The sequence below is a fragment of the Desulfitibacter sp. BRH_c19 genome (assembly GCA_001515945.1).
GTDB lineage: Bacteria > Bacillota > DSM-16504 > Desulfitibacterales > Desulfitibacteraceae > Desulfitibacter.
In genome coordinates this window covers 75,691-94,026 of sequence record LOER01000026.1, presented here as the reverse complement: position 1 = coordinate 94,026, position 18,336 = coordinate 75,691, and the positions used below count along the sequence as shown (strand labels likewise).

Genomic DNA, 18,336 nt, shown 5'->3' with positions numbered 1-18,336 from the left:
GCAAATCCTTTACACTACTCACTAGATTTTAAGACCTCTACAAGACTCAATTTACTTATTTTCCTAGCTGCAACCCTTTGGGCAATCCAAATTGACATGACAGTAACGACTGCACCAAGCACATATGAGGAAGAGGTTATGAATACCGGCATAGTAAACACATCAGTACTTACAGCCTGAGATATCCCCGATAGCATAAGAGTTGCAAGGGGAATTCCCGCAATCATTGCCAATACTCCGATAAACCATTGTTCAAAAGTAATCACAGAAAGTACTTCTGCTGGTGTCATTCCAAGTACCATCATAGAGGCTAATTCACGGCTTCTTTCTGATACAGTAATGATTGAAGAACTGTAAATAATAGCAAATCCAATTATAACGCCAATAATCATATAGATATAGATCATGCTACCGTATGACTCCATCATTTCTTGTACCTTTTCAAGTCTCTGGCTCTGTTCGTCCACACCAGCAACTACATCACTTTGCATATATTTCTCCTGAAAGGGAAGAACACTTTGATCCTCCATATTTACCATAATCGAGGTTGCTAGCTCACCCTGTTTTAGAAAACTCTGCACAGAAGTTAATTCCATATATGAACTCATTCCCAGATATTGAGGAATAATCCCTACAACCTCCAATTGTTCACTCTCTTTATTATACAGCATTGGACTCTCTACATTTAATTTGGTTCCTATATCTGCATCAAGAAGATCTGCTAGTCTTTCCGAAAGCAGTAATCCACTTTTGGGTGGTTCTACCTTATTGTATTCTTTATCTACAATGTTATATAACTGACTATCCTCAGGAAGACCCAGCAACAATGTATCCTCTTTATTCCATTTGTTTTTTAATGTTACTGGTATCTCTGCCATGGCCTCTACATTATTAACACCAGGAAAACTACCTAAGTCTCTTATCACATTCTTTCCATTTAGAGGCCTGGATAAAGTTACCTTTACATCATATACCTCTACTATTTCATACTGGTCATACAACATCTTTTGAAATAGATCATTCATGGACCATGTAAATGTGGATATAGAAAAACACACCATAATACCTAAAAATATAAAAATACTACGCCCCTTGTTACGTGATAAATTTCTTACCGCCATCATACCTTGAACAGTAAGCATATTCCACATAAAAGTGATTTTTTCTAAGAGTATCTTTCCGCCTATGGGAGGTGCAGGGGGCCGCATTGCGTCGGCAGGCTCTAAAGTAAGAACCCGCTTACAGCCTTGATAACCCGCAATCAAGGAGAAGCCTACGGAAAGTACAATACTAAAAATCAAATACTTAGGCGTGAAGGTCCCTACCAAACCTGGCATATTAAAAAACAACTCATAAAGAGAGGTAAATGGGTAGGATAGAAAAATCCCCAATAGTGCCCCTAATATTCCTCCAGTTAAACCAATAACAACCGCATAGGACAGATAGTGAATAACTATTTCCCGTTGAGTATAACCAAGAGCTTTTAGTATTCCTATTTGACCTCTTTGTTGTTCTATAAGTCTTTTCAAAACAATATATAAGATCATGGCTGCTATAGATAAAAACATTATAGGCAGGGCCTTTGCCATGGCATCTAGACCATCAAGCTCACCCATTAATAAAAGATGACTTATTTGGTCAGCACGTGGAAAGATTGCTGTTAGACCATGAGGCTTTAATTCATATTCAAGCAATTCTTCCACATCATCATAGTTAGCTTCTGGTTCTAGTGTAAAAACTACATCGTTAAATGCTTTCTCCTGTGGAAATAGTGATTTCATAATTTCTAGTGGTACAAATGCAATCCCGAAGGTTTCAGGATCTGGGTATACATCAGCTGATGTTCTTAAAGCATATATAAACTCTGGACTCTGCCCCACACCCAGAATCTGCAATTCTCTTTTCTTCCCACTTGCAATAATATCGATTTTATCATTTAATTCCAAGCTATTGGCTTCAAAAAAAGTGTTATCTATCCAAATGCTTGCATCCCTGTCACCCAGAGCTATTCCCTGGCTTAGGAGAACTCCATTAATGGGATTTTCTTTAATAGGGTCCATGGAAACAAGTCTTAAATAAACATTTTCATTCCTATCAGGAAATAAAACTCTAACATCTTTTACCAAACGCCCTTGAATATCAGCAATTCCATCTATTTCTTCCAGGTCTTCTACTTTAGTAAAAGGTAATGATTCAATTTGAATAAAACCATCGGCAAAATTTTGATTCTCATAAAAACTTTTCTGGGACATATTTAGATTATCTAATACCATAGAGAACGCCGTGAATACCATTAGTCCAATAACTACAATCACAACGCATGCCAAATATGCTCCCTTATTTTGATTTAAGTCTCGTAATACCTTTTTCCATAGCATTACCAGCTCACCCTCTCAGGAGGAAGTGGGTTTTCATTGCTTTCTATCCTATCTATCATACCGTCCTTTAGATAGAAAACACGGTCAGCTATCTGAGAAATTGCCGTATTGTGAGTAATTACTACTACAGTTTTACAGTAGTCTTTACAGAAATCTTTAAGAAGCTTTAACACTATAATGCTCGTCTGAAAATCTAGTGCCCCAGTAGGTTCATCACATAATAACATAGTTGGATTTTTAGCTAATGCTCGAGCCAATGCTATCCGCTGCTGCTCCCCTCCAGATAATTGGGATGGAAAATGATCTGCACGGTCTATTAATTCCACTTTTCCCAGTAATTCATCTATGGAAAGGGGGTTTTCAGAAATTTGGACCGAAAGGTTTATATTTTCAAATGCTGTTAAGTTGGGCATTAAGTTATAGAATTGGAATACAAAACCAACATCATTTCTTCGATAATATGTTAGTTGTTTAGAATTTGCTTCGTGCAATGGTGTCCCTTTAAAGTGGAGTTCACCACAGCTAGCTTTATCCATTCCCCCCACAATATTGAGCAAGGTGCTTTTTCCAGAACCACTAGGGCCCAGAACTACAACCAGCTCACCCTCATATAATTCAAAGGTAGCTCCCTTTAGGGCTTCTACTTTCACTTCCCCCATTTGATAGGTCTTACACATATCTTTTGCTATTATAACTGGCTTCACCGGTAGCCCTCCCCCTTAGACATACTACTAAATCTATATGCATGTAGCTCAAAAGACAGAATTTAAGATATCCTGATTGTGAGATTAATCTTATGTTTATGATAATTCATATACATTGGTTTTGGCAATATATTTTTTGAAATTTCTTTATTGATTTATTTCATATCTTTTAGTATTCTAAAAGTAGAGGTGGTGGGCATATGGATAATATGGATGGATTTCAACGTCGCCGAGAAAAAAAGAAAGAAATAATCCGGCAGGCCGCATTTGAATTATTTTCAACCTTTGGAATACAAAAGGTTACTATTGCTGAAATTGCAAAAAAGGCTAATGTATCTCAGGTGACAATATATAATCATTTTGGCAGTAAAGATGAGTTGTTCAAAGCTGTGTTATTTGAATTTGCAAATAATAAATGGAAGGATTTCGAAGAAATAGTGGAAAGCAATCTCCCCTTTCCAGAAAAAATAGAAAAAATAGTTTTTAATAAGAGAGAATTAGGAAAAATGTTAAACCAGGATTTTATTAATGCTTTTTTATCAAAAGATCCAGAAATTCAAGGATTTATTGAGGAATATTATAATAATAGGACAATTCCCATGATGAAGAAAATTATAGAACAAGGAAAAGAGCTAGGTTACATTAATCATGATCTTTCTACAGATGCAATTTGGTTTTACATAGGTTTGTTTAAGGAAACACTCAACCGCCCTGAGATTTATGCTAAGTTAGACAAAACAGCCCTACTGGATATTACCAACTTGTTTTTTTATGGACTATTGGAAAAGCCCCCCATGAAAAATAACAAGAAAAAAACATAATCTCCGCAAAAAACAGCAAACCATTATAGTTTGCTGTTTATAAATTTAAACACTTCCATACAGACCAGGATTGTTGCTCCTAGAGCTAAAGTCTGTAACCACTGAGTAGGAGGTATAGGTTCAACGCTTAGCACCATTTGCATAAATGGTATCTGCATACTAATCAGTAGTATATCAATAGACTCTTTCATATTCCTTAAGATATATTTTGCCATTCATAATTGATTATCTTAACACCTCTAAAGCAAATGTAAATTGCATACAAAGCTAATACCAGTAATGCAATGTCGAGGTATACTTTAAAAACCATCACACCTATTACTCCATATACAATACCCATTATGATTGTAATTACATATTGAACCCTACTCACGCTTGGTAAAATAATCAGTAATAGCCCTATAGCGGTTAGAAGAGTTGGACAGGGGATAATTCCTACAGGTGATACCATCAAAAGCATTAATGCATTTTTCTCTACAAATTCTGGATACCATAACCCAATAAGTATAAAGAAAAGGGCAACGACTATATTCCATTTACTACTTGATATTTGAATATTATTCTTTCTAACAAATGGCTGAACTAATGCTGTTAATGCTAATATCCCAAATGTAACAGCATGAAAAGGGTTGCCAAAAATAACTGCATTTAATGTTACAGATGTGAATAGAATACCTACCGCCGCATGGAATATAAATCGCCTTAAGTTTTCTTTAGTTACAATAAATATTGATGCAATTGCTGTAAAAACCACAATATGCATTAATAAATTAACCAGTAAATTATTGTTTGCTACCATTTCAAGATATTTTATAATTGTTTGTGAATGCATTATAAAACCCTCCTATTAAACATTTGTCTTCTTATTCACTCGTACTTTTTAAGGTACTTAATAGTTGACTCTAAAAGAATGCTCCTAAATTCCAACATTAGTTGTGCTGCTTCATCGCCTTCCCATTCAGGGTATAATGCTTTAGGCAGCATAACATCCTCTGAGGCTATATTAAAAAACTCCCAACCAAGAGAATGTAATAACGGCAGAGCCTTCCCTCCCCCTATGAACCATTCTTCCTGATATATTTTCTTAATCTCTTCAAACTTTTCACTAAATGTATTTATAAAGTTTTTATAGAGTTTCTCTAGTTCTTTAAGATGAAAAACACTCTCTACAAACGAGTACATGTCTTGATAAATAGTAAGCTCTCCATACATTTCGACTACCCCTGTGTTCATATTAAATTCAGTTAATATATTTTGAATATCATTGGTTTGGCAGTAAGGGGTAATCCATGTATTGGTACCTAGGACACCAAATCCAATCTGCTGCAATCGTTCTAGTACGACAGGCCTGTTTTCTTTATTCTCTTCTCCAAAATTTAAATTAAGTAAATGCCATTTTTTATCCCATGTTTTATTTCTTAACGTATACCTTTTCCAGAATTGATGTATCCCTTCATTCCATATGTTGATGGCCTCTCTACCACTTGGAGCTAAACTGTAGTGTACTTCCCTGCCATCAGTTTTGTTGATAAGGATACCTGCTTTCACAGTTCTTGATAGTGACATTCTTGTAGCAGTTTCACTTTTTCCAAAGGCCTTCATGATTTCAAGAAGGCTAGATAACTTCAGAGTATCCTTGTTGTATTGGGTAATACAATTATTGTAGATAAATAACAATAAACTAGTTGCACTATCACTCTTTCGTAATATTACTTTCATAAAAATTCCTCCTCTTTTGAAGTTTTGTAACATTTGTTTCCTATTTTTTATTATACGTTATAACACTAAATATTGTCAAGTTCTTTTGCGAATATTATGCCCATAAAATTCTATAAAAAATGCAAAAAGGCTTGGCATTTTCGCCAAGTCTTTTGACAATCCAATTTGCTAAATGAATATCTATTATTAGTTAAATGCACAATCTATTTAAAATGGTATACTTCTATTAAATTTGACTGCAAGTTTTATAGTATGTTTTGAATTGCCATAGCTGTAATTTTTTCACTCACTTAAGAATGCTATAGTTATTAATAAAAAGTCATAACTTATCATAAAGACAATGCTTTTGTAATAATTAGGCGCTGTTTCATTCCTTTAGAAAGCTGGGATACCTTCTGATACATTTTTCTGTTAAATCAAATTGATTTAACAGTTCTCTAATCCGGATAGTAAGCTTTTTCGGATTAAGACAAGATAAAACTCGCAAAAAAGAAGTTTTGCCAGCTCCATTGGTACCAAATATACTGATTTTTTCCCCGATTGTAATTGTGATATTATCATTCAAAGAAAAATGTGGAGAAGCAAATGGTCGATTATCTTGCTTCTTGAATAGATTAAGCCAGCAGAGGCTGGCTTAATTGTAGTAGGTTTATTGGTCACATTTTAATTTTCCTGCTTTTCCTAGATGTTGTTGTGCCATCTCTCTAATAATAATTGTTACATTTTCCTTAGGACAAGTGGCAGTTTCAGAGATAGCCTCAGTAACTTTCTCAACCATAGCCCTTTTTTGTTCTAATGTTCTTCCTTCTAATAAATCAATCTGTACAATAGGCATATTATTTAGACCTCCCGCTTTTTTTTGCATTATAGATTATTCTTCACCAAGAATGGAATACCTTTCGTATAATTAGGTCTTTTATTCCTTATTTAGTTTTCTAATGACAAAACAGTAATATCCATTTTAATGACTATTGTGCTACAACGTAGCTCCAGTATTACTAATTGCTATTTCTCTAAAGAATTAATTTTTCAGATTTTGGTTAGAAACCAACCAGTACCTCATCCATGCTTTTACCTGCTGCAATTGGACTTGCATCAAAATCCATCCAATTAGCCTTTAATTTATATTATTCTGCTTGCCTTCTTTATTATTACTGAGTGCTTTAGAGGCTTTTATAAATGCTCGTTATCTGAAGGATGAGTCCCCCTAAGCTAGAATATTCGACAGGACATCGCACCCTTAAGCTGTCTGAGCATCTCTTGCTGAAAAAATAAAACAAGTCTTTGAGGAACAGGAAATATCTCATAAACCCTAAGACTTGCTAATAATTACTATATTTTATCATAAGTATACTTCAACTCTCGAATATCATAAACGCCTACCGTTATGCATTTAAATAGTCTTTCATCGAATATGGCAAGGTTAAAGCCATCTTTGTTCATCGTACTTTTATACTCTATGCCGTCAAAACCTCTGCTTTTTATAAAATCACTAATATATTGTGTTGGTAAATAATCAAGCGGACTGTCATATCTACGGAGAGGTTTTGCGATATCTATACCTATTTTCTGTAGATATTTTTTATTTACTGCATGAATTGTATTGTCCATCCCCCAGAAAGGGCTAATCTGATCCACTAGGGTTAGGTTGACAACTTCAATCTCTTTTTGAAGTACAAACTTTCCTATAGCCACATAGTCATAAACACCCGCTCTTATTTCATTAAGAGCTGTTTCACCGCTATCTGCAAGATATAGACAACTTATTCCCATAGGGTTGGCTCTTCCAGCTGTGGCTTTTCCAACAGGAGGTGCACCCATTTGGTCAATAGTAAATCCCAACTCATTTGAGCAGATCCTTGCTCTGTAGAATTCAGTCCCGACCTTATATGTTTTTCTTATATAATTGCAGAAAGAGAATAATACTTCTTTGTTTATGTAATCTGTATGGAAACGATTTTGAGTCTTGATCCCTTCAACAAAATTTTCCCATTCAAAGTTTTTTATAATAGAATGTTCTTTAAGAAATTCTTTTTGATTTAATTCTAAAATCCCTATTGGACCATCAAATATTTCTGGATGTTCTTCATATTTCTCCTGACAGATACTAGTAATTGCTCTATATGCTAGATCGCTTTCAATACTGAAAATATTCCACCGTCTACAAAGCTCATCTTTCAAAAGATTTACATTCTCAAGAGGATAATCAACAGGTAAATCTTCTTTAGTAGTATATATATTCAACAAATCATCAAACATCTCAGCTAATTCATTGTTTGTATCTGTATTATAAATAAATACATTCCTTTTTCCGCATAATTCACATATACCCTTTTCCCCTAAGCTACTAACCACAGCTTTGATTTCTATATCACTAAAGCACTTTTCACAACATATCATCTTTACTCCACTCCATCAAGATATTGCCCAAGCAATTCGATATGATGCATCATTGAGAGTTTCTTTACCGTTCCTAAACCTGGATATGTTTCATTCTCGAAATGAGTTAATAGTCCTGTCAAGCCAGCTGTATCCATTTCATGTGCCTTATCCCAATCATTTAGTTTTATTAATGCTTCATAAAACTTTCCTGCTGGGTTTGTTATATCTTCATTGGAATTAGATACGAAGTGCCTAACTCGTAAACTCTGATCTTCAGCAAAATACACAATATGTAATGCTACAGCATATGGTGCAAAGCCTGCTTCTAAATAATTGTCCCCTACAATAGAATAGTCTGAAAATGCTATAAAACCATCATCTTTATAATACAAATGATCATCTGAGAAGGCCTCATCAAAAACCTCTACATAATCAATATTCCTATTTTGTTTTTCAAATTTATCATCGAGGAGAACCTTGTTTCTTTTAATTTTACGTCTAAAAACACTTTCGTCCGGGATAAGCGTATAATATGGAATTACTACGGAAAATACTTCGAAAAATAAATCTATATAATCGCGGTTATTACATATTACCAATAAATCTTTTTTATCAAACCCTTGTGTTTCAAAATCCTTAATTTCTCTCTTTGAACTGCTATTTAAAATATGAGCTTTAATAATTAAATCATTTTTCAATAAATCTTCATATTTCTCTCTATATACATTTTTCTTTTCATCTTCTAGGTCATTAGGAAAAGATCCTACCTGTGGATTATGAATAACGGCTATTTTCTTCCCATTATTTATAAAAGAACTCAGAACTCTATTGAATGTAGAGGATAGTTTTACTGGCTCAATTATTGGTATAATATAATCTCCGATGCGGTCAGCATCAACTAACTCGCATAAAGCAAGCAACTCATATTGTCTTCCACGTAAATATGGGAAATACATAAAGTTATCCTCCAAATTTATTATTTAAGAAATTATTTAACTTCCTATAGTCAGACTTTTTATATTTTGAGAAATATGCTAAAAATTTCAATTCATAAGGAATATCTTTATATTCCTCGATTTCTATTGTAGCTCTCTTTTTAAGCTCATTTAACATATATTGGTATGCAATGTCGATTTTTATATTTTTAAAAAGCTTGTAACATTCATTATAATGATTTACTTGCGTTACCTTAGGAAGTTCTCCGTAATCAGTATTGATAATATTCTCAAATTCCTTTTTCCTTAAAATCTTAAACATAACTTTTGAATCTAAGTTTGAGCCATCTCTAACAGGTTCTTTTTTGTACCTGAGCCTATTACTTTTAGTCAAAATATAAATACCAACAGGGGTGTCTTTTAATAATATTTCTAACTTCTTTTGATTCTCTTCACAACTTACTACACAAACATGATCAAAAGCTTTATAGTAATCGTTCAATTGGCTTTCAAGACGATCAAAACTATCCAATTCTGTTTTGATCTCATAAATAACAGCTTTTTCATTTATTAATAAGAAGTCAGCTTTTGATTTACTAATTGGTATCTCCGTTAAAGCCGTGGTCGTTCTCAAGCTATGTTTGGCAATTAACAATTTGTTTAGTAATGTATTTTTATATATATACTCGTTTCTATAACTATGTGACATAATATTATATATTTCACTTATGAGGATTTTATTGCTTTTCGTACCAATGTTTTCAATATATCGTTTAATAACTTCACCGTATGCACTATTCGACTGCTCCGTGAGCAAATCAGTAAACATATTTCGGGTGAAAACTCTATTCAAAACTATATTGTTATTTGAATTCATTCTTCCACCCCTTTCAAAGCATGTATATCAATTTTATTATATCATAATCCCAATTATTTAAAAGCATTGCAAAGGTAGATTATTCCAATTTTAAATGAAATACTTAAACAAAAGCTCAACAATTAAAACATCAGACTCATTCTGCAAATCCCGACTGGCCCGGCTTGCAGGACTACCGCACCCCGGGCTTCAAGCATACTTTATAGGGTCATCCCACTTAAACCACGTTTAAGTATCTCTAATATTAGTTACTAGAATTCTTATCATTGTGTAGGATAAATCAGGGTTTATCACCATGTGCAAGCTTTTCAAGTTCATTAACGTACTGAATTAGCTCAACATTGATAATTTTTAGCTCTTCTTTTAACTGTTCATAATGAGGATATTCCCGTTGCAACTCCTGTGGCGTTAGCATACCATCATTTTTATTCTCTTGTTCTATACGCCATTCATACCACCTACGAAATTTAGCTTGCCATCTTGTAAGATGTGGGCGCAACCCTTTATTTAGTGCTCCAATTAACACTTTAACAAGTTGACCAGTACTTTTTTGTGTCCTGATTCTTTCAATAGGGATTTCCTTAACTAGCACCCTCATTTCCCGAAATAGCTGATACCATGAATCATAAACTTCAACAATTACATCGTCTTCTTCATCAAAAAGAAGGCCTGCCTTACGAGTTGATAACTCTACCCAAGCCTTATGTGCTATCCTCATTTCATCATAACTTGGTTTAATTAACATTCTCCCCATTCCACCAAGAGTAATTTCTAATTCAACTACTTCGTGATGTCCAAAACGGCGTAATGTAACTTGCTTCCATAGAAAAAACATTAATAATAATACAAGCAAAAAAAGTAGTGAGATATGAATCTCCAACTTCCAAGCATTAAATGTGATTGAAACTACTTCTTTCGTACATATCCCCCCTTACTAATCACATGAACGATTATTTTTGAACATGTCTGCTGAATTAATTATTAGGTCAGCCCGCGATTGTCGTGCTTGAAATGCATCCTCTATCCAGTTTTGCAAGCTATCTTTTCGCTTTGGATATGTATACCACCTTGCATACCCTTCGTCCGCATTGTCTCCTATCAAATTAGCTTTAAGACGTTTGGGGGGCTTAGCTGTATTTCCCATTGAAGATAATAAAATACCTATTAGACCGTTCGGAGTATAACTTCCACGACGCAAACTAGTTTTAATCTCCCAATCGACATAACGACGTGCCCATGTACATTTTCCGATGAGTACAATCGTTACAGTAGAATCTTTCAAATATTTCTGTCTTATTTGACTCATCACATATTCGGGATTATCACTATTGATAATATCGTCGCTCATTGCTCCAACCGCTCTGTAAGTGAATACGTTTCGTTCATCACTGAACGTAGTTAAGAAATCGTCCACTTCCTCTTGATCATCATGATGATATGAGATAAAAGCTCGATGTTTAACATCAGACATTCTAATTCCCCCTTCTATTTTTTCGAGTTCGTGTTTCAACTGTTATCATAAACATCATATTACATACATTAATAGTGGCATTATTAATTACCATCATATTGCTACCTTTCTAAGTACTTTTTTTCTGGTAAAATAATATCCTTAAGTATACTTTTATTAATACCATTTGCAACTCCATAGGCATAAGTTGACCACCAAAATCTATCCAAAAGAACAATCTTTCCCGCTTTCAAATCGGGAATAATTCTATTTTTTATCGTATCGATATGTGCGGCCACATGTAGAATTTGTAAGCTTAATGCGTCAATTTGTTTATCAACAAAGGCTTCTTGATTGTGATGCAAATCGTACACAATTGCACCTAATGTACGGCTCTCTTTACCCGGAAAACTATAAGCAGAATAATCGATATTCATATCTTTCAAGCGTTCGCTCAATTTGGTCACAATCATTGATTTACCTACATGATCTATTCCTTCAAAACAAACACTTTACCTGTAGAATATATAGTATCTATAGATCTATGTTTATTTGTCAACTTTATACCCCCAGCTTGCCTACATTTAGTTGAAACTCTATTTAGACCCCAACTTGATTCAAGTTATATCCCTGAATAGATTATCAATCCTGCTATCTTTTTGTGTAATGGGATTTTATATAATTGAATATTCACCGGTATCATCTACTCATGTCAAGAAAACCTAATATACAGCTAAATAAGTATGAATATTCATTATAAGAGCTACATTCGTCAAACTTTTCCATATTCCTCCTAAATAAGACATTATTTCTATGTCTGGTAATACAAACTAAAAACGCAAATATACTACTTGCTTCTAAATTAGCCTATTATAAGAAAAACAGAAGAAGAAGCCTATAATCTTATATAAGGCTTCTAAATGATGCACGGTACTACAAAAAAACAATTTTGACTAACTTACATCTACTCCTCCCCATCGTCCAAATATTGAACCAAGCTTTTCTTTATATTTCTTATTCCTCCCCTGGGATCCTCTACATCACCTACATACCTGGGCATTATATGATAATGCAGATGAAATATTGTTTGTCCAGCTGCTTCACCTACATTAATTCCAATATTATATCCATCGGGTTTATATTTATCTTCCAAAAAATTTTTTACTTCAAATATTAGTTTATTAATATCTTGCAATTCCTCGAAAGAAGCATCAAATAAAGTTTCTACATGTCTTTTAGGAATTATCAGAACATGACCATGATTTACAGGAAACTTATCATAGAAGGCAACAGCTAATTCATTTTCTATTAAAATTTCTTTATAGGATATTTCACAAAAAACGCACCGTTTCATTCATCTTCTCCTTTTCCATGGAAGACAGTCATATCTTCTATAATATTGAGGTGCTCCTATCCACAATCCCCATACCACATTTTTAATATCTCTTTTATAATTTTTCCAGGACGTTGATTTAAAGTATCAAAAGAATACTCCTTTTCTTTTCCATTAATATTAATATTAAACCCATCATTTTTATTTCTCTCCACTACAAGCCCAGGAAACTCCAGCAATTCTATAACATCTTGGCTATCTATTTGCTGTTTAGGAAACTTAATCTTGCCTCTTTCATCAAAACGTTTTAGTTCTCGCCATAATCTTATTTCAGCTTTATTCGCTAAATGTAATTCTGGATAAACTCTGGCTTCCTCAAATAGAGACCAACTGGTACATTGAGGGCTAGCAGGACCGTAACCAGCAGGTATTATTCTTGGATCCCTTTTTATCCATCTTTCCACATGGAACTTTACAATTAGTTGATCATATTTGCCTCTCGCTGGCATTTCTATTAATTCTGACCTTCTAAGAATATCCAAATTCTTAATTCTACCATAATGCAAAATTCCCTGTTCTATAGAATTTTTGAACTTAGCCTTTGACTGATATATAGCAACATATTCCAAATCTTTCAAGATGGACTGTACTTCCTTTAAATATGTGTAGTAAATGTCATTGTCAAGGCAAACCTGAAGCTGATCTTTTCTTCCTAATGGACCAATTAATACATTACGTTTATTAGCTTCAGTTGTTGAATATTCCTCTGCTCCTTCTTGGACTATTGACCTCTCAAATGAAGTATTATGAGATTCCAACAGTAATTCATCTAAAAACTCTTCGACAAGGGTAGTTTGGCTAGGTAAAAAGGGCAACGCCCCTATGCTTACTTTTTCAATACTCTCAAAAAACTTGTTTGCTTGTTTTTCTTTTCTACCAGAAAACATTAATTCATCGTTATGGGGGAATAGGATAAATGCTCCAAATATATTTCGTTGAAAATCAGACTTATTTTCAACTGCAGAAACTATAGCATCTCTATAACGATGCATAGAATTGATTGCATCCTCAGGTGGACCAGGCTGGTTAAAAGTTCTTATGTATTGATCATCATTACTTATCCGATATTTTGCATCAAAAATATAGTAAAAATTAGTTCTAGATTTGGACTTTTCTAAAATGAGCATATTATCAGGAGCTTGAGCAATTGTTGGTAGATCAATAAACTTTTTATTATATATAACCCTAATCCTTTCGTTATGCTTTGGATTTAGGTATACTAGCTCGGATTTTTGCCCCTTCGCTAGGGTTACTACCATACCATTTCTATCTATGGAAAGCATAGAGTTTTTCTCCATAATATATCTTTTTCGTAACAGAGAATTTAATTTTAGAAAACACCAGTATTCGTAAAGCTCAGCTAAGTTTTTAATAGATAAATCAAATAGATCAGACTTTATGTTCAAACCTTTTGAAAGCATTAAATAGTACTTATACACATCTTTATATCCTGGGGCATTTTGCATCACCAATGAAAACTGTTCAATTTGAGATAAATCCCCAACATCTTTTAGAAAGCTGTTGTTGTAGAATGCTCTAAGCCTTTTTCTCATTAACCTACAACTATTGATTACTTTACCTTCCAAATTCTTATCTGAAATGCCTTCATACTTCTGTAGGAAGGCATGAAGTTTGCTGTCTATTTTCTTAATTATCCATTTTAAAAATCGATTTTCGTATGTATCATATGTTAATTCTTTTCTACCGTTAATAATCTTTCTTGGAATATATCTTGTTCCATTTATATCTATACCAGTTGAAGACTTCTGCAAAAGGTGAGCCCTACGGCTAATCCAACTAAGGGTTTTTGTATCAGTCTTCTTTACTTTCTCTGGTGATACTATATTATTAACCCTAACAATTTTATGATGGGGTTGATTACAAACTCTGTTTAGAGAATTATGTAATTTATCAAAAATGGAACTAATAATATAATAAAATTCCGCCTGGGACGGATCATCTCTAGAACTCCTAATGGAAGCAGCAAAACTAGTTTTCATTAAGAAATCAAATGCCAAATTATATATCTCCTCATTGACTTCTTGGAGTAAAATCCAAAAATCCTTCCTATAATCCAACTTGCTAGGAAAAACTTCAATTTCAAATGAGAGCAATATGTAAACATCGCCTAAAACATCAAAACGCGAGAATCCTACTTCATCATTAAAATTTACAATACCTGAAAGTATACTCCCACTTGTTCCAGTAGGAGTGATTGCTTCTCTCAGTTTTCTATTCAGATGGTCAATTGTAATCTTCTTTTTACATCCTTCTTTTCTCTCCAAAATAATTTCATAATTAGTACGCTCAAAAAAGCAAGGAGAAATCTTCCCTCCATCATATTCTGAAAGCCCTGTAGATGAGTAAGGGTCATACACTTTAACTGAATTATGTCCAGGGGATATCTCCAAGTTGGCTTTTATCGGAATTCCACTATTATCTAAATGAAGCTTGAACCCTTCAACTGTTTTATTGCTGGGTACTCCCTTAATAGTTAGGTTGAAATCCTCTGTAGTTATTACTAAAAGCTCTTGAACTTTAGAGCCAGAAGGAGGTAAAGCCATCTTCAGAGAACCTCCTCAACATAAACTCAATTTTCCTTTTGCTCATCGGATATTTACTGCTTAAAAATTGCTCAAGTTCTTTTAGAATATCTTCTACTCCCATTGAACTACCATGAATACGGGGTAATATCTTTTGCATAATTTGATAGTCTATGGCTTTATCTTCTGATAATAGACTCCACCTTTTATTGTAAAAGAGATAAATACTAAATTCGTCTCGGATTCTATATCCTATACTTAATCCAGAAGGCATTAAGATTTCATTGATTTCACCAAGAATTTTAACCTTTTCCTTAATGAAATCTTCATTGCCAGCATAACAGTCTTTTAATGTCAAGAATTCACTTCGAAGTATGTCATTCTCTATTAACATAACTTTTTGTTTTTCTACTGACTGCTCTGGGAAGTTACTTAAATCAATTTCTGAAAACTCTAAAGTATTAGCTCTATCTAATACCTTACGACTAAATGGATGGGTTGTTTCATCCATATTCACAGTACCAATCACGTATAGATTTTCTGGAAAAGTTATAATATCCTTGAGTCCATTTACTGTAATAGGAGCACTAGTAATTACCCCATTAATACTTTTACGCGACTCCATAATACTTAGAAACTCACTAAAATAATACTCAACCCTGGCTAAGTTCATCTCATCCAGACATATAAAATATGGATATTTTGAATTGCTTTGGGCTGCGAAAATAATCTGGGTTAGTTTTCCCGGCACAAATTCACCCTGCAAATTACTGTAGCCTAGCAAATCAGTACTGTCATTCCAATCGGGTCTTACTGGAATTAAATTATAGCGTCCATTTAAAGTAGTAGCACCAACAGCCTCAGCGAAAAGCTCAACCATTTTAGTCTTTCCAGTTCCTGATATTCCAGCTAGAATTAAAAAGGGTTTGGTTTTTAAACTAAGAAGAAAGTTCTGTATAAAGCTAAGCTCATAATTAAACCCCTTACTTTTAATATATTTATAGATATGCCCTAAAATATCTTTCACATCTCCTGGAAGCTCATTGTTTAACGCTATTATTTCGAATCCTCTCTTAGTAAGGTAAGAATTTGTTTGTTCCCCTCCACTAAAAAGACCAACATTAATACCTGTAGCCATTTTTACAATATATTTAGGTGGATAGATTTTGTTTTTAAAAAGAATTGCATATTTCTGTCTTTTCTTTTTATCCCAATCTATCCAGTCTGGTGTATTTCTTTTTGTAAGGTCAAATTCTTCTAGGGCTTTCAGTATTTCTTCTTTGCTAACATCAGGTATACTACCATTACTTATTTCCTCACCCTTTTCGCTCTCTAATTCAAAATACATATCACCATCATCCTCTGTAACCAGTTGTTTATAAAGAAATTTGCCTTCATAATGGAAAAGCTCTCCTTTTTGTTCTCTTACAAAAACATATAGTGGATATCCATCTTGCAAAGAGTTGCTTATTGATCTATTTGTAGAAAGGTTTTCATTATAAACTTTTTTGCCCTCTGCACCGGTTCTGCTTTCTAGATAATATTTTAATAAAGTTTTTTCATGGTCCAGCCATTCATTGGGATGCTGCTCACCCCCGATTGTGCATAAAATGATGACGGCTTTGAAACTATCATTTTGTATTGGATGAATACCTTTCATCTGATTCTGCTTAGACAATAATGATATATCTTTTGCAGAAACTGCATAACCTATTGGTAAATCTGCTAGGTCTTTTGTTGTTATTTGATAGGTATCTAAGCTTTTATAGTAACCATATAAATTCTGATAGGCTACCATTCTTAATTCCCTTTTTGTTGAGCCATTTAACTGGTTAGCAATTTCCTTTTTAAACCTCAATAAACCCTGATTACTATCATAAATTATAAGACCATTTAAATGATGTACCGGATTTCTTAATACTAGTGATTTAATTTGCTGTAGTGACATTGAATCTACATTTGCCATGTCTCTATCATTTTTTTCAGGCAGCTTATCATTCTCTATTCTGGTTTTATAAAACTTCCGAAATAATGTAACGACATCATCAATATTAGCTGCTCCTTCACCTGAACAGCTTTCCAGCATAGCTAGAATTGTAACCATCATATATGAAGCTTGGCGATTCTTAAATTTACTCTGAAACATTTTTATAATTGACATTTGGCCTTCTCCTTGAAAAAGTATTCTTAATACATTTGTTGTATGTAATTCGGGAAAAATGCTCATAATCCTACTTATAGTTTTTTATTTTTCATATGTTCCGTAGATAGCAAAAAACCCTTGCACTATATTATTGTGCAAAGGTACAATCTTGGATGGGGTCAGATATTCTACCGTATGGAATAAGTAGTGTTAATCCTACCACCTAATTTCATCAGGGTATTCAATGCCCTCAAGGCGAATGTGTTCCTCTGGGCAGCCATATTCTTTTGCCGCTTTTACTACAACCTCTTTTATTTCTCGGTGGTCATCATCTGAACTAAATTCAACAATTCGTTTAGCAATTTTGGTTAGATTCTTTAGACGCTTTTCCCTGTCCATATTAATATACTTGATATTTAGCAAATCTACATATTGCCCGACAATTCCCTCAATACCAATATAATCCTTATTCATAACTTTTAACCAACGAGCAAATGAGGTTGGCTAAACGAGTTCACTAAATCTAATGAGGGTACTATTGATCGTACTATTCTATATCTTTATTTGACTTTTTTTCACTAATTTTAAATAAAATATTTTGAATCGTTATCCAAGCAATAAAAAATGCTATCCCTGACACTATCAAATTAAGAACATCTTGCCAATTGGTAAGATCATAACTCATTACAAAAAGTTGCACAATCGTAAATGTTGATAACCCGACAAAAGCACCTATTAAATTTGATTTTTTTCTAACATTTTTACTCCTATATGTTAAATAGAGACCTTTAAGCACACTATTTGCAGTAATATATATTGAAAGACCAATTGTTAGCAAAAATATATCAATATATTCCATAATAGTCTGCTGTAGCACAAATTGCCTAACTAATAATATCGCCCATAATAATAAAAAACATATTCCAAATGCATTTGAATTAATCCTTCTTTTCTCTGTGATGATTCTTTCATCTTCAATCTTTTTCATTAC

Annotated in this window: 18 protein-coding genes; 1 reads left to right on the top strand and 17 read right to left on the bottom strand. The window is 33.5% G+C overall.

Translation table 11 applies throughout. The features are described 5' to 3' along the window. Nucleotides 1-14: 14 nt before the first annotated feature. Together APF76_16640 and APF76_16635 are read right to left on the bottom strand one after the other, a co-directional pair. Nucleotides 15-2,378, bottom strand: a complete 2,364-nt coding sequence (locus tag APF76_16640; protein ID KUO51120.1) for a hypothetical protein — start codon at nucleotides 2,376-2,378, stop codon at nucleotides 15-17. Beyond that, nucleotides 2,378-3,055 (bottom strand): macrolide ABC transporter ATP-binding protein, encoded by a 678-nt coding sequence (locus APF76_16635; protein ID KUO51320.1) that lies wholly within the window; start codon nucleotides 3,053-3,055, stop codon nucleotides 2,378-2,380. The genes APF76_16640 and APF76_16635 overlap by 1 nt, the downstream gene beginning before the upstream one ends. A 227-nt stretch (nucleotides 3,056-3,282) precedes the next feature. Between APF76_16635 and APF76_16630 the strand changes: the two genes are divergently transcribed. Next, nucleotides 3,283-3,903, top strand: a complete 621-nt coding sequence (locus tag APF76_16630) for a hypothetical protein (protein ID KUO51119.1) — start codon at nucleotides 3,283-3,285, stop codon at nucleotides 3,901-3,903. A gap of 23 nt (nucleotides 3,904-3,926) precedes the next feature. On the opposite strand, the gene APF76_16625 is transcribed toward APF76_16630, so the two are convergent. The 15 genes from APF76_16625 to APF76_16555 all read right to left on the bottom strand — a co-directional run bounded on the left by APF76_16625 (nucleotide 3,927) and on the right by APF76_16555 (nucleotide 18,333). Continuing rightward, entirely contained in the window at nucleotides 3,927-4,118 is a 192-nt protein-coding gene (locus tag APF76_16625; protein KUO51118.1) for a hypothetical protein, read from the bottom strand. Then, the gene (locus APF76_16620; protein ID KUO51117.1) at nucleotides 4,100-4,735 is read right to left on the bottom strand and encodes a hypothetical protein; all 636 of its coding nucleotides are present in this window, start codon (nucleotides 4,733-4,735) and stop codon (nucleotides 4,100-4,102) included. The genes APF76_16625 and APF76_16620 overlap by 19 nt, the downstream gene beginning before the upstream one ends. A 35-nt stretch (nucleotides 4,736-4,770) precedes the next feature. Then, entirely contained in the window at nucleotides 4,771-5,622 is an 852-nt protein-coding gene (locus tag APF76_16615) for a hypothetical protein (protein ID KUO51116.1), read from the bottom strand. 649 nt (nucleotides 5,623-6,271) lie between these two features. Continuing rightward, nucleotides 6,272-6,457, bottom strand: coding sequence for a 4-oxalocrotonate tautomerase (locus tag APF76_16610; GenBank protein KUO51115.1), 186 nt, complete (start codon nucleotides 6,455-6,457; stop codon nucleotides 6,272-6,274). Between the two features lie 497 nt (nucleotides 6,458-6,954). After that, nucleotides 6,955-8,022 (bottom strand): hypothetical protein, encoded by a 1,068-nt coding sequence (locus APF76_16605; GenBank protein KUO51114.1) that lies wholly within the window; start codon nucleotides 8,020-8,022, stop codon nucleotides 6,955-6,957. A gap of 2 nt (nucleotides 8,023-8,024) precedes the next feature. Next, a complete protein-coding gene (locus APF76_16600) occupies nucleotides 8,025-8,960 on the bottom strand; it encodes a hypothetical protein (GenBank protein ID KUO51113.1) in 936 nt (311 codons plus the stop codon). Nucleotides 8,961-8,964: 4 nt separating this feature from the next. Next, the gene (locus APF76_16595) at nucleotides 8,965-9,816 is read right to left on the bottom strand and encodes a hypothetical protein (GenBank protein ID KUO51112.1); all 852 of its coding nucleotides are present in this window, start codon (nucleotides 9,814-9,816) and stop codon (nucleotides 8,965-8,967) included. Nucleotides 9,817-10,096: 280 nt separating this feature from the next. After that, complete coding sequence (locus APF76_16590; GenBank protein ID KUO51111.1) at nucleotides 10,097-10,669, bottom strand: hypothetical protein; 573 nt, start codon at nucleotides 10,667-10,669, stop codon at nucleotides 10,097-10,099. An 81-nt stretch (nucleotides 10,670-10,750) separates the two neighbouring features. Next, a complete protein-coding gene (locus tag APF76_16585; protein KUO51110.1) occupies nucleotides 10,751-11,287 on the bottom strand; it encodes a hypothetical protein in 537 nt (178 codons plus the stop codon). A 101-nt stretch (nucleotides 11,288-11,388) separates the two neighbouring features. After that, nucleotides 11,389-11,739, bottom strand: coding sequence for a hypothetical protein (locus APF76_16580; GenBank protein ID KUO51109.1), 351 nt, complete (start codon nucleotides 11,737-11,739; stop codon nucleotides 11,389-11,391). Nucleotides 11,740-12,230: 491 nt separating this feature from the next. After that, nucleotides 12,231-12,620, bottom strand: a complete 390-nt coding sequence (locus APF76_16575) for an HIT family hydrolase (protein ID KUO51108.1) — start codon at nucleotides 12,618-12,620, stop codon at nucleotides 12,231-12,233. 56 nt (nucleotides 12,621-12,676) lie between these two features. After that, complete coding sequence (locus APF76_16570) at nucleotides 12,677-15,223, bottom strand: hypothetical protein (protein KUO51107.1); 2,547 nt, start codon at nucleotides 15,221-15,223, stop codon at nucleotides 12,677-12,679. Then, nucleotides 15,198-17,363: a hypothetical protein gene (locus APF76_16565; GenBank protein ID KUO51106.1), complete on the bottom strand. Its 2,166-nt coding sequence runs from the start codon at nucleotides 17,361-17,363 to the stop codon at nucleotides 15,198-15,200. The genes APF76_16570 and APF76_16565 overlap by 26 nt, the downstream gene beginning before the upstream one ends. A gap of 198 nt (nucleotides 17,364-17,561) precedes the next feature. Continuing rightward, the gene (locus APF76_16560) at nucleotides 17,562-17,819 is read right to left on the bottom strand and encodes a hypothetical protein (GenBank protein ID KUO51105.1); all 258 of its coding nucleotides are present in this window, start codon (nucleotides 17,817-17,819) and stop codon (nucleotides 17,562-17,564) included. Between the two features lie 73 nt (nucleotides 17,820-17,892). Then, on the bottom strand, nucleotides 17,893-18,333 hold the full coding sequence (locus tag APF76_16555; GenBank protein KUO51104.1) for a hypothetical protein: 441 nt from the start codon (nucleotides 18,331-18,333) through the stop codon (nucleotides 17,893-17,895). Nucleotides 18,334-18,336 lie beyond the last annotated feature (3 nt).